The 12,823-nt window shown below is 71.4% G+C and carries 9 protein-coding genes; 3 read left to right on the forward strand and 6 right to left on the reverse strand.

Features of this window, described 5'->3' with window-relative positions; translation table 11 throughout:
• Nucleotides 1-475: 475 nt before the first annotated feature.
• Nucleotides 476-2,116, reverse strand: coding sequence for a right-handed parallel beta-helix repeat-containing protein (locus E0H26_RS07765; protein ID WP_420812809.1), 1,641 nt, complete (start codon nucleotides 2,114-2,116; stop codon nucleotides 476-478).
• Nucleotides 2,117-2,500: 384 nt separating this feature from the next.
• Nucleotides 2,501-3,982: an aminopeptidase P family protein gene (locus E0H26_RS07770; RefSeq protein ID WP_131302673.1), complete on the reverse strand. Its 1,482-nt coding sequence runs from the start codon at nucleotides 3,980-3,982 to the stop codon at nucleotides 2,501-2,503.
• A 200-nt stretch (nucleotides 3,983-4,182) separates the two neighbouring features.
• Between E0H26_RS07770 and asnB the strand changes: the two genes are divergently transcribed.
• Complete coding sequence (gene asnB, locus E0H26_RS07775) at nucleotides 4,183-6,144, forward strand: asparagine synthase (glutamine-hydrolyzing) (RefSeq protein ID WP_131303172.1); 1,962 nt, start codon at nucleotides 4,183-4,185, stop codon at nucleotides 6,142-6,144.
• A 64-nt stretch (nucleotides 6,145-6,208) separates the two neighbouring features.
• Here asnB and E0H26_RS07780 read toward each other — a convergent pair whose 3' ends face one another.
• Nucleotides 6,209-7,300, reverse strand: coding sequence for a lytic polysaccharide monooxygenase auxiliary activity family 9 protein (locus E0H26_RS07780; RefSeq protein WP_131302675.1), 1,092 nt, complete (start codon nucleotides 7,298-7,300; stop codon nucleotides 6,209-6,211).
• A 394-nt stretch (nucleotides 7,301-7,694) separates the two neighbouring features.
• On the opposite strand from E0H26_RS07780, the gene E0H26_RS07785 reads away from it, so the two are divergent.
• Nucleotides 7,695-8,630, forward strand: a complete 936-nt coding sequence (locus tag E0H26_RS07785) for a PfkB family carbohydrate kinase (protein ID WP_131302677.1) — start codon at nucleotides 7,695-7,697, stop codon at nucleotides 8,628-8,630.
• Nucleotides 8,631-8,742: 112 nt separating this feature from the next.
• Here E0H26_RS07785 and E0H26_RS07790 read toward each other — a convergent pair whose 3' ends face one another.
• Nucleotides 8,743-9,573, reverse strand: a complete 831-nt coding sequence (locus tag E0H26_RS07790) for an MBL fold metallo-hydrolase (RefSeq protein WP_131302679.1) — start codon at nucleotides 9,571-9,573, stop codon at nucleotides 8,743-8,745.
• Nucleotides 9,570-9,974 carry a thioesterase family protein gene (locus E0H26_RS07795; protein WP_131302681.1) on the reverse strand — a complete coding sequence of 135 codons (405 nt, stop codon included), beginning with the start codon at nucleotides 9,972-9,974 and terminating at the stop codon, nucleotides 9,570-9,572. The genes E0H26_RS07790 and E0H26_RS07795 overlap by 4 nt, the downstream gene beginning before the upstream one ends.
• A 198-nt stretch (nucleotides 9,975-10,172) precedes the next feature.
• On the opposite strand from E0H26_RS07795, the gene E0H26_RS07800 reads away from it, so the two are divergent.
• The gene (locus E0H26_RS07800) at nucleotides 10,173-11,213 is read left to right on the forward strand and encodes a phosphatase PAP2 family protein (RefSeq protein ID WP_131302683.1); all 1,041 of its coding nucleotides are present in this window, start codon (nucleotides 10,173-10,175) and stop codon (nucleotides 11,211-11,213) included.
• Nucleotides 11,214-11,311: 98 nt separating this feature from the next.
• Here the strand turns inward: E0H26_RS07800 and E0H26_RS07805 are convergent, their stop codons facing one another.
• On the reverse strand, nucleotides 11,312-12,670 hold the full coding sequence (locus tag E0H26_RS07805; RefSeq protein WP_131303173.1) for a PH domain-containing protein: 1,359 nt from the start codon (nucleotides 12,668-12,670) through the stop codon (nucleotides 11,312-11,314).
• Nucleotides 12,671-12,823 lie beyond the last annotated feature (153 nt).

The raw sequence follows: 12,823 nt of genomic DNA on the forward strand, positions 1-12,823 counted from the left end.
CATTCCCCGCGCCCCCCACCCCACCCACCCACACACCCCCACCCCGCCCACACCCCGCCCTTCCACCCCACCCCACCCCACCCTCGTCCCCGCCCCACCCCGCGCCCTGGCCCCGCCCCCGGCCCCCGTCCCGGCCCGCGCCCCGCCCCCGGCCCGCGTCCTGGCCCCGTCCTGGCCCGGGTTGATCAAGAGCTTTGCGTCGCGCTCCTCGCCGTTCCAGGACGCAAACCCCTTGATCAACCCGGGCCAGGGTCCGCGCCCTGGCCCTCGTCCCGGCCCGCGCCCAAGCCCGGGTTCTGACCCGAGTTGATCAAGGGGTTTGCGTCGCGCGACTCGGTGGTTCGGGACGCAAAGCTCTTGATCAACGCGGGCGAGGGGCAGGGGGAGGGGGGAGGGGGGAAGGGGGAGGGCTCCGCCGGGGCGCCGGGGGCGGCCCGGAGGAGCCCTCCGGTTATGTGGTCTGGCTTCTGGTGTGTCAGCCGAAGCAGCGGTCCGGGATGACCGGGCTGCCGAGGCAGTTGGTGGGGCGGTTGTCGACGACCGTGGACTTGCTGTCGATGTCGACGCGGTCGTTGTTGGTGAAGATGCCGCCCGGCTTCTTGGTGGAGAAGTTGAAGGCCACCTTCGACCGGATCAGGCTGACCTCGCCGCCGTCGTTGAAGATCCCGCCGGCCTGTGCGTACTTGCCGACCGCCTGGTTGGCGAGTACGTCGGTGTCCCGCAGCACCGTGGAGCCGAAGTTGTAGATCCCGCCACCGTTGCCGTCGGAGACGTTCTCCTTGATGGTGCTGTGCTCGATGACGGCCTTGGTGCCCTCGCCGATGCCGATGCCACCGGCCCGGCCCTGGGTGCTGTTCCTCGCGACGACGACGTCCTTGAGGGTCAGTTGGCTGTCCTCGTTGGCGAGTACGCCACCGACGTCGGAACCGGCGGTGTTGTCGGTGAACTCGCTGTGGCTGGCCGAGGTGGTCCCGCGGTTGTCCGCCAGGCCGCCACCGTCACCTGCGGTCCGGTTCTGACTGATTTTGCTCTTGAAGATGTAGACGGTGCCGCCCTCGACCCCGTACGGCTTGTCGGGTGTGCCGTTGGCGACGCCGCCACCGCCGTCCTCGGCGCTGTTCTGCGACACCTTGGACCGTTCGAGGTTGAGCACCCCGGCGTTGAAGATGCCGCCGCCGACGCCGCCGGCACTGTTGCGCTCGATCAGGGTCTCGTCGATGCGCGTGGCGCCGAAGTTGGCGATGGCGCCCCCGTCGCCGGCCGCGTGGTTCTGCACGAAGGTGCTGTCCACGACGACGGCGCGACCACCCTGGTGTACCAGTAGGCCCGCGCCCTCGGTGGGCGTGTGCCCGTGCGGTCCGGTGGGTGTGGCTTGCGCGCCGGCTTCGGTGCCCGGCGTCACTGCCGTGGTGGCGGCCGGTCCGGTCGCGGCAACCGTCGCCTCGGCAGCCGCGGCATTCGACGTGACACCGGCAGCCGCGGCATTCGGCGTGGCGCCGGCAGCCGCGGCATTCGGGGCGGCCGGGGCGACCTCGGCCCCGTTCGGTGCCGACCCCCACCGCACGCGGGGCTTCGAGTAGTCCTTCTTCTTGTCGTCCTTGAGCTGACCGCCCTTGATGGTCAGGCCCTTGAGGGTGAGTTCCCCGCCGGGACCGACGTTGAGGATGCGGAACGGCTTCGCCGTCGGGTCCCGCTCGATCCTGGTCTTGTCGCCCTTGAGGGTGATCGGCTGGTTGATCCGTGGCAGACCGTTACCCCACTCGTCGTGCCGGGTCAGGGTGTAGGTGCAGTGCTCGGCCAGCTTCAGGGTCGCGCCGTCGGTCCGGTTGGCCACGGTGATCGCGTCGATCAGCTTGTCGGTGTCGCAGGGCACCTCCTTCACCCGTTCTCGGCCGCCGGAGCCCTTGCCTTTGCCGCTCCGGTCGTCCCGGTCGCTCTGGTCGCCCTTGCCGGACTCTTCGCCACCGGTCTCCTCGGCCTCGCCCGCGTCACTGACGTTCTGTTTCGGCGCCGACGCCTGCGTGTTCGACGCCTGGTGCCGCTCGCCGGACTTCTGGTTGCGGGCGGCCAGGCCGCCCACGGCGGCCAGGCCGACGACACCGGTCAAGCCGGCCACCCCGGCGGCCACCCAAAGTTTCCGTCGTCCTCGTCTCGGTGGGGCCATGGGGGCCTCACCGGAGGGAGTCGTTAGGTCATTGGACATCAGAGCTTTCCGCCCTTTCCTGCTACCAAACGGGCTCGCACCACCCGAAGGAGGCGCGGGCAGCTACAAATCGGTTGCAGCCTCCGATGACCACCGTATGAGAGGGATCCTCACGACAAGGGCGTATACGAAAAAACCCCGCATTCATTGCACTACGGGCATCCCCCGGTCAAGCCGCCGGCCCGGGCAGAAAGGGGTTGGCCAGGGCAAACACGGACGGGCCCCGCCCGGGGGTGTGCAGGACGTACGAAACGTCGCACACCGCCGGACGGGGCCCGTCGTGCGGTCGTAGCGCGGTCAGCCGGGCAGGCGCAGGCCCGCCTCGCGCTGCTCGGCCAACCAGGTCTCCACCTCGTCGGCCTGGCGGGGCAGATCCGCCGACATGTTCACCGCCCCGGAACTGGTCACCAGCACGTCGTCCTCGATCCGGATGCCGACGCCGCGCAACTCCTCGGGGACCAGCTCGTCCTCCGGCTGGAAGTACAGCCCCGGCTCGACGGTGAGCACGTATCCCTCGCCCAGGGCGCCGTCGCGGTAGGTCTCCTTGCGGGCGTTGGAGCAGTCGTGCACGTCGATGCCGAGCATGTGCCCGAACCCGTGCAGCGTCCACCGGCGGTAGACGGTGGACTTCTCGTCCATCGCCTCGTCCACGCTCACCGGCAGCAGCCCCAGCTCGGCCAGCCCTTCGGCGAGCACCCGCATGCAGGTCAGGTGGACGTCCTTGAACGTCACGCCCGGCTTGATGAACTCGATGCCGGCCTGCTGCGAGGCGTACACGATGTCGTACACCTGCCGCTGGAGGGCGGTGAACCGGCCGTTCACCGGCAGCACCCGGGTCACGTCGGCGGTGTAGAGATTCTGCCCCTCCACGCCCATGTCCATCAGCAGCAGCTCACCCGGCCGGGTGACGCCGTGGTTGTGCACCCAGTGCAGGATCGTGGCGTGCTCGCCGGCGCCGACGATCGAGCCGTAGCCGACGTCGTTGCCGTCGTGCCGGGCCCGCAACGCGAAGATCCCCTCCAGCAGCCGCTCCGAGACGCCCCGGTCGGCCGGCAGCACCCGGGCCACGTCCTCGAAGCCGCGTACGGTGGCGTCGATCGCGTCCTGCAACTGGCCGATCTCCCACTCGTCCTTGACCAGCTTCAGCTCCGACACGGCACTTGCCAACTCGCGGTCCCGGGCCGGCTGGCCCTCGTCCCGAGGGCCGTCGTACACGCGTACCGCGGCGTCCACCCGAGCGTCGAAGCCGCGTAGCACCCGGGTCCGGGCCGGGGCCAACTCGGCCAGCGCCGCGTCCAGTTCGGTCAGGTCCACGGTGGGCAGGCCCAGCTCGGTCGACTTCTCGGTCAGCGTGTGCCGCCGGCCCACCCACAGCTCACCGTGCCGGCTGCGGAAAAACTCGTCGTTCTCCCGCGAGGAACGCGGCCGCATGTACAGGATGGCGTCGTGTCCCGAACCGTTGGGCCGCAGCACCAGGACGCTGTCCGGATCATGATCACCCGTCAGGTACGCGAAGTCACTGCCGGGGCGGAACCGGTACTCGGTGTCGTTGGCGCGTACCTTCTCCCCGCCGGTGGGGATCACCAGCGTCTCGCCCGGGAAGGCGGCCGAGAGGGCGGCCCGGCGCTTGGCGTAGTTGGGCACCTCCGGTCGGGGGCCGACCGGCAGCGTCGTGTCCCGCCAGCCCTGCCGCATGAACGCCAGGAACGCCGGTGGAAAGTCCGGGTCGTGCGACTCGGTGCCGTCGGCCGGTTTGCCGTCGGTGCGTTCCTCGGTCATGCCCCGCTCCCTTCATGTCGTTGCTGGCCCCGACGGTACCGCGAAACCGGTTCGCCCCGGCGGCGGCGGTTGCCGCCACCAGCGCCGCGAACCGAGGCGAACCCCATCGAGCAGGCGCTACGCGGCGTGCCGCGCGACCGGTCCGGGCGAGCCCGCCCGTGCCGCGACGGCCGATCCGTACGCGTGGAAAGATGACCACCATGTGCGGACTCCTGGCTTTTTTCAGTGCGCGCGGCGATGCCGCCGCTCACCGCGACAGCATCGCCGGGGCGTTGGAATGCCTGCACCACCGCGGCCCGGACGAGACCGGTGTCGAGGTGGTCGGGGACGCCTCCGGCCAGTACGCGGACGGGGTGTTCGCCCACAAGCGGTTGGCGATCATCGACGTCGCGCTCAGCCACGAGCCGCTGCCCTACGCCGACGGGCGCTACCTGCTGACCTTCAACGGCGAGATCTACAACTACATCGAGCTGCGTGAGGAGCTGATCCGCGAGCACGGTGCGCGGTTCGCCACCAACGGTGACGGCGAGGTGATCGTCGCCGGCTACCACTACTGGGGCGAGCAGGTGCTCACCCGGCTGCGCGGCATGTTCGCCTTCGTCATCTGGGACCGGCAGGCACGTCGCGCGTTCGGCGCCCGCGACTACTACGGCATCAAGCCGCTGCACTACCTGGAGACCGCCGACGGGCTCTACCTCGCCTCCGAGAAGAAGGCCCTGCTGCCCTTCGCTCAGTCCGCCCACGTCGGCGACGCCGGGGTCGACACGGCGAACCTCAGCCACTACCTGACCCTGCAGTACGTCCCCGAGCCGGGCACGCTGCACCAGCAGATCAGCCGGATCGGGTCGGGGGAGTACCTCACCTGGGCGCCGGGCAGCCGGATCGACGTGCGCCGCTGGTACCGCCCGGTGTTCCGGCCCGCCCCGGTGCCCGACGAGCAGAAGCTCTACCACGAGATCCGGGAGACGCTGCGCGAGAGCGTACGCATGCACATGCGCTCGGACGTGCCGGTCGGTTCGTTCCTGTCCAGCGGGATCGACTCCACCGCCGTGGTGGCGCTGGCCCGGGAGTTCAACCCGAACATCCTCACCTTCACCGTCGGCTACGACGTGCCGGGCTACTCGGAGATCGACGTGGCCCAGGAGTCGGCCCGCCATCTCGACGTGACCACCATCCCGACCAAGATCGGGCCGCAGGACATGATCGACGCGCTGCCGAAGATCGTCTGGCACCTGGACGACCCGGTGGCCGACCCGGCGCTGGTGCCGCTCTACTTCGTCGCCAAGAAGGCCGCCGAACACGTCACCGTGGTGCTCTCCGGTGAGGGCGCCGACGAGTTCTTCGGCGGCTACACGATCTACCGGGAACCGCTCTCGCTCAGCGGCGTCAACGGGTTGCCCGGCGGCGTGCAGAAGGGCCTGCGGGCGGTCTCGAAGGCGATCCCGCAGGGGGTCAAGGGCAAGAGCTTCCTGGAGCGCGGCACCACGCCGATCGAGGAGCGCTACTACGGCAACGCGCGGATGTTCACCGAGGAGGAGAAGCAGCACCTGCTGCGCCGCTACGACCCCTCGGTGCGCTACACCGACGTCACCGCGCCGATCTACGCCGAGTGCACCGAGCTGGACGACGTCACCAAGATGCAGTACGTCGACCTCTACACCTGGCTGCGCGGCGACATCCTGGTCAAGGCCGACCGGATCTCGATGGCGCACTCGCTGGAGGTGCGGGTGCCGTTCCTCGACCGCGAGGTCTTCGAGGTGGCGGCGAAGATCCCCGTCGAGCTGAAGCTGCCGCCGCGCTCGGACGCCACCAAGTACGCCATGCGCCAGGCGTTGCAGGGCGTGGTGCCGCCGGCCATCGTCAACCGCAAGAAGCTGGGCTTCCCGACCCCGACCCGGGTCTGGCTGCGCGGCGAGATGTACGAGTGGGCCCGGCACGTGCTGACCACCTCCGGCGCCGGTGACCTGCTCGACCTGTCGTACGCGCTGCGGCTGCTGGAGGAGCACAAGCGGGAGGAGTTCGACCACTCCCGCAAGGTCTGGACGGTGCTGATCTTCTGCATCTGGCACGCCATCTTCGTGGCGAAGACGCTGGATCCGGGCATCCAGCGCAACCAGTCCGCCCTGCTCACCAAGCCCGTCGTCGGGTCGATGGTGCGCTGAGCCGCCAGCGGACAAGCGCAAGCGGAAGGGGGCCCGGTCGGGGCCCCCTTCCTGGTGCTGGTGGTCAGCTGGCGGTGCAGGTGATCGTGGGAGACGAGCTGCTGCCGCTGGCAAGGAAGCCGAAGCTCGTACTGCCGTTGGCTCCGATGTTGCCGTTGTACGACACGTTGCGGGCCGTCACCGACGATCCGGACGTGGTGTGAGTCGCGTTCCAGACCTGGCTGATCTGCTGGCCACTGGACAAGGTCCAGCTCGCGGCCCAACCGCTCAACGGCGCGGTGCCGGTGTTCCTGATCTCCACCTCGCCCTGGAATCCACCGGACCAGCTGTTGGTCACCTTGAAGGTGGCCGTGCAGCCGCCGTTGCCGGGCGGCGGGGTGGTCGGCGGCGGCGTGGTGGGCGGCGGGGTGGTCGGCGGAGGAGTGGTGGGCGGCGGGTTGGTGCCCCCACCGATACCGGTCACCTCACCGTTGCCACCGTCGAAGACCACATCGGAGCAGCCGAAGAAGTTCTCCTGGCTGTCCGAGCGGACCCACCGGGAGTAGATGATGTGCCGGCCGCTCTTGTTCGCCGGGAGGGTGCCGGTGAAGTAGTAGTGGCCGTCGTTGGTGCCCACCGCGCCGCGCTGCGGCGGGTTGGTCACCGTCAGGAACGGCTGCGCCTCCAGGTCGCTCCAGGCCAGCGCCCGGGTCGGGCTCCAGCTGTCCCTGGTCACGTAGAAGTAGAACGTGCCCGGGTGATGCGCCCAGTTGCTGTACCGGAACTCCATGCTCCGGCCCGCCGTCAGGTGGGTCAACGGCCAGTCGTTGCGGGCCAGGTCGTAGCCGCGGAAGCCGGTGGCGCCGCCGCTGCACAGCTGACCGTCGGGGATGAAGCCGGTGGTACGACCGTTGGCGTCGGAGCGCAGCACGCTGAACCAGTTGTACAGGGAGTTCGCCCCGCTCTGCGCGACCGCCGCCGCACAGGCCGGGTTCTGCGGACGGATCTCGCCGGTGGGGGAGAGCCCGTCGCGCCAACAGAGGAAGGTACGGGCACCCGGCGTCATCGCCGCGCCGTGCGCGGCGGCCGGGTCAGGGCTGGCGGTCACGGCAACGACCGCGCTCGCAGCGAGGGTGACGGCCGCGAAGAAGATCGCGGCCAGACGAGGACGGTGCACAGGTTCTCCTGACTCGCGGGGCACACCGGTCCGGTGGCCCCGCCGGAACGCGCGGGGTGGCGAGTTACGCCCGCCCCGCTGCGGTGGGCGGATGCGACGATGCGGCAACCTGCGCCCAGGGCGGATGGCCTCACGGGCAGGTGCCGTCAGCATTCGGTCGACGCGTAGATGCCCTCGCGTGCGGTGAACCCGGCGCCGGTGACGCGCAGCCCCACGTCACCTGACATCCCTATCCCAGCATGCCGGGCGCATCGGCGCAATAGTCATCTCTCGATGCCTGTCGGGGGCGCGGCTCGCGTGCTGCGCGACGGGCCCAATACCGTGGCTTCGGCGCCCGGCACGCTCGCGCTGTGCCAGCCTGGGCATCACGACGGCCGACGGAGGGAACCGGCAGATGGGATACGCGGTGGTGTTCGGCGAGGCGCTCGTCGACCTGCTCGACACGGAGTGCGACGGCGTGCCGGTCTACCGGCAGGCGATCGGCGGCGGCCCACTCAACGTCGCGGTGGGCATCGCCCGGCTCGGCGGTGCGGCGCAGTTCGTCGGCTCCCTCGGCGACGACGCGCTCGCCGACCGCGTCCGCGCCTTCCTCACCACTGCCGGCGTCGGACTGACCGGGACGGTCACCGCCGCCGTACCGACCACGTTGGCCGTGGCCACCTTCTCCGGCGCCGAGCCGGACTTCCGCTTCTACGGCGAACCGCCGTCGTACGCCCTGCTGAACCCCGAGGACCTCGACGTCACGCTGGTCGAGGGCGCGGACGTGCTCTACTGCGGCTCGATCGTGCTGCTGTCACCGGCAACTCTGGCCGCCGCGCGACGGGCCTGGTCACTGGCACCAGGTCTGCGGGTGTTCGACCCCAACGTCCGGCCCCGGCTGCTGTCCGGCCCGGCGGCGCTGGCCGGGCTGCGTGCGGTGGTCGCCGAGTTCGCCGCCGGGGCGCACCTGGTCAAGCTGAGCACCGCCGACGCGGAGCTGCTCTATCCAGGTGAGCCGGTCGAGTCGGTGGCGGCCTACCTACGGGAGTTGGGCGCGGGCACCGTCGTGGTCACCCTGGGCGCCGCCGGTGCGGTGGTCGCCGCCGCCGGCACCGATCCGGTACGGGTACCCGCGCCGAAGGTGGTCGCGGTCGACGCCACCGGCGCGGGCGACTCGGTGATGGCCGCCCTCGTCGCCGACCTGCTCGGCGCCGGTGAGCCGGCCGACCCGACGGGCTGGCACGAGCGGGTCGCCTTCGCGCTGCGCGTCGCCGGGCTGGTCTGCGAACGTGCCGGTGGCGCCGTTGCCATGCCCACCCGGGCCGAGGTGGCCGAGCGGTTCACCAGCTGACCGAGGCTGCCGGGAACGCCGCCAGATCAACACCGTTCCGGCGCGACGGAGGTGACCAGTCCCACCGGATACCGCCACCACGCCGTAACGGAGTCGATCACCGCACGGCGGCTCAGGCGGTGCCGTCCAGCTCGGCATAGCCTCGGCGGGCGGCGATCAGCGCGGGCCGGGCCGGGAACGGTGCGTCGGCGGCGACCCGCTCCGGCGGAGCCGAGCCGGTGTGCCCGGCCCGGATCAGCCAGGCCAGCTCGACCAGTTGGGCGTGCTGTGCCCGGACGAACTCGGTGTCCACCGGCTCGCCGTGACCGGGCACCACGACCGTGGCGGGAGTCGCGGAGCGCAGTAGTTCGGCCACCGCGTCGGGCCACTGCAACGGGTAGGAATCCTCGAACGCCGGTGGGCCGGCCTGCTCGACCAGGTCACCGACGATCAGCACGTCGGCGTCGGGCACCTGGACCACGAGGTCGGCGTCGGTGTGCCCGCGGCCGGGGTGGCGCAGCACCACCCGCCGGCCCCCGATGTCGAGGGTGGCCTCGGTGTGGACGGTGTGGGTGGGCGCCAGCACGGTGACGTCGGCCAGCTCGTCGGCCAGCTCGGGGTGGTCGGCGCGGAGTTCCGCGTACGCCTCCCGGCGCAGCCGTTCCGGGTCGTCGCGCAACGCCGCCGCGGCCAGTTCGTGTGCCCAGACCGGGCGCGGCGGGTCGACGGCGAGCGTGGCGTTGCCGAAGCAGTGGTCGAAGTGGTGATGGGTGTTGACCAGGGTGAGCGGATCTCCGGTGACCGCGCGTACGGCGGCAGCCAGCTCGACCGCCTGCCCGGCGGTGGACAACGTGTCGACCAGCAGCGCCTCGCCGTCGCCCAGCACCAGCGTGACGTTGACCGCGAGCAGCGGCTCCCGCAGCACCAGCACCCGGTCGGCGACCTCGACGAAACCGCCGCTCATGACGGCACGCCCGCCCGCTCGACGAACGTGTGCCGGTCGACCATCACCCGCTCCACCCGCCCCTCGGCCACGGTCTGCCCGCCCTCGGTGACGGTCACCTCGAACGTCAGCCGACGCCGGTCGACCGTGGTCAGCTGCGCCTGCGCCACCACCGTGCGGCCCACCGGCGTCGCGGCCCGGTGCGCCAACTCGACCCGGGTGCCGACGGTGGTCGTGCCGACCGGCAGGTGTCGGGCGGTCGCCGCCACCGTCGCCGCCTCGGCCAGCGCGAGCACCCGTGGGGTGCCGAGCACCGGTACGTCGCCGGACCCGACGGCCTCGGCGGTGTCGGCGTCGGTCACGGTCAACTCGACCCGGGCCGTCAAACCCGGCGTCAGGGCATGATCCGGCTGCTCCTGCATGGCCACAGCGTAGGGGTTCGCACCGGCCGGGGGCACGCAGGCGGTCACCAGCCCGCTCGATCAGGGATCGAGTGGCCGGGCCGCCGGTCCAGCCGACGCGGATGCCCGGCAGCCCGGAGTGCGACACCTGTCACTGCCCCGGCGTGGCAGGCGGTCCTGCGTGGGGCGGTCGTTGATCCGCCGTTAACCTTGTCCGCGATGTCTGCCGTGACCGACCCCCAGCCTGCCGCCCCCACCGAGTCACCCGCCCCGCCCGACGGTGGCCGCCGCCGCGTGATCGCGATGTCGGTGTGGGCTGTCGCGTTCGTGGTGGGCTGGCTCGCCATCGGCCTGCCCACCGATCCGCTGTACGCCTTCTTCTGGATCTGGGCCGGCACCATCGCCTGGAACTCCGACCGCCCGTGGCGCAGCCACCTGCGTTTCGCGCGGGACTGGGTGCCGGTGGTGCTGTTGCTGGTGATCTACAACCTCTCCCGTGGCTTCGCCTACCACGACGGGACGGTCCCGCACGCGTACGAGTTGATCCTGGCGGACCGGGTGATGTTCGGCTGGGCCACCGGCGGTGAGGTGCCGACGGTCTGGTTGCAGCAGCATCTCTACCACCCCGACGTGCGCTGGTACGACGTACTGATCAGCTGGGTGTACTTCTCCCACTTCGTGGCGGCGCTGGGCGCCGCAGCGGTGCTCTGGATGCGCGAACGCAGTCGCTGGGCGGCCTTCATGCGCCGCTGGTTCTTCCTCTGCGCGACCGGCCTGGTCACCTACTTCCTCTACCCGGCCGCGCCGCCCTGGTGGGCCGCGCAGAACGGGCTCCTGGACGAGGTGGCCCGGATCTCCACCCGGGGCTGGCGGGAGTTCGGCATGCACGGCGCCGGCAACATGCTCAACGCCGGACAGTTGGCCGCCAACCCGGTAGCCGCCATGCCGTCGCTGCACACCGCGTTCGCGTTGTTCGTGGTTGTGTTCTTCCTGCGCGGCGTGCGGCGCCGCTGGTGGCCGCTGCTGCTGGCGTACCCGCTGGCGATGACCTTCACGTTGGTCTACAGCGGCGAGCACTACGTGATCGACGTGCTGGTCGGCTGGGCGTACGTCGGGATGACCTTCCTCGTGGTCGGGCTGGCCGAACGCTGGTGGGCCCGCCGTAGGTCCCGCCGCACCCCGACCGACCCACCCGCCACCACCACCGCCGACCCATCCGCCACCCCGGCCGACCCACCCACCGTCCCGGCAACCCGCTGACCGGCCCGATCCGTCCTGATCGTCTGCGGCTCAGTGACCCGACACGCCGGTGTCGCAGTCGCTGAGCCGCAAACGATCGAGGTCTCGCGGCGGAGCTGTCACTCCTGACGACGGGCGGCGTGGCCGCGCGCGGACAACTCCGCCGCGAGCGCCCACGCCTCGGCGACATCCCGGTCCACCGCCGCCGCGCCGGCCCCACCCGCCGTGTCGGCGTGCACCGTGGCCAGCCGCAACAGCCGCTGCAACGGCCCCTGCACCACCCGGACGCTCTGCAGTCGGGCGTACGGCACGACGGTCACCTGGCGGGTGAGCAGGCCGGCGCGTACCGCGAAGACCTGCTCGGTCAGGCCGGCGCCGAGCACCTGACGGCTCAACGGACTGAGCCAGCGGGCCCGGGTCGGCGGTGCGGTCAGCGGCAGCGCCGACAGGCTGACCCCCGGCAGCACCTCGGCCACGATCATCTCGGCGGTGGGCAGGTCACCCACCGGCAGCAGGCGATCCGGCCGGTTGCGCTGGTCCGACTCGCCGGACGCGTAGCCCGCCACCTCCAGCCGCAGCCGCAGCCAGCCCTTGACCCGCCAGAGCAGCGGCCAGGTCACCCCGATGGTCTGCACCCGGTGCAGCGGTACGGTCTGCACCCTGGTCTCCAACAGCCCGTTGCGGATACGCAACCGGTCGTCGTCGCGAGCCAGCTGGAACCGCCAGTCGTCGAGGACCCGGCGCACGGGTTGCAGCAGGATCCCGGCCATCGCGGTCAGCGTGCTCGCCACCGCGATGAACGACCAGGAGCCCTCCGAGAGGAACTGGGCGGCGACGAAGACCACGCCGAACGGCAGCAGGAACGCCTGCGGAGTCAGCAACTGGCTGACCAGCAGATCGTGGTTGCGTACCGCGTGCAGTGGGCGGCCAGCCGGCGGCTCGGGCCCGATCGGCGTCGGCACCGGTCCGGGCGCGGCAGCCTGCCCGGCGGCGGGCGGTCGGCCCGCCAGCGCCAGCAGGCGCTGCCGCAGCGCCGACGCCTCCGCGACGCTGAGGAACGCCAGCGGCGCCTCGGTCTTGCCCCCGCCGACCACCTCCAGCCGCAACTCGGCCAGCCCGGTGAGCTGGGCGAGCAGCGGTCGTACGACCTCGACGGCCTGGAGCCGTTCCAGCGGGATCGCCCGGGTCCGGCGCCACAGCAGCCCTTCGTGAATCCGCAGCTCCCGGCCCACGACCTGATAGCCGGTGTTGTACCAGCTCACCACGGCCAGCACCGCGGCGCCCAGGACGATCACGATGACCATCGCCACGAACCAGCCGAACCCGACCCGGGACAGCGTCGACCAGGACAGCCCGGCGATGACCACCACCAACGACCTGGCGCTGTGCAGCACCGGACTCAGCGGGTGCAGCCGCTGCCGTACCTGCGGTGCGCCCGGCTGCCCCGGCCACCCACCGGGCGGGTACCCCGGCGGCAGCGCACCCGGCAGGTATCCGAGCGGATACCCCGCCGGCGGATAACCGGCGGGCGGATAACCGGCGGGCGGATGACCGGCGGGCGGATAACCGGGCGGTGGGTAACCGGGCGGTGGGTAACCGGGCGGTGGGTAACCGGGCGGTGGGTAACCGGG

This window comes from Micromonospora zingiberis, from assembly GCF_004331455.1.
GTDB lineage: Bacteria > Actinomycetota > Actinomycetes > Mycobacteriales > Micromonosporaceae > Micromonospora > Micromonospora zingiberis.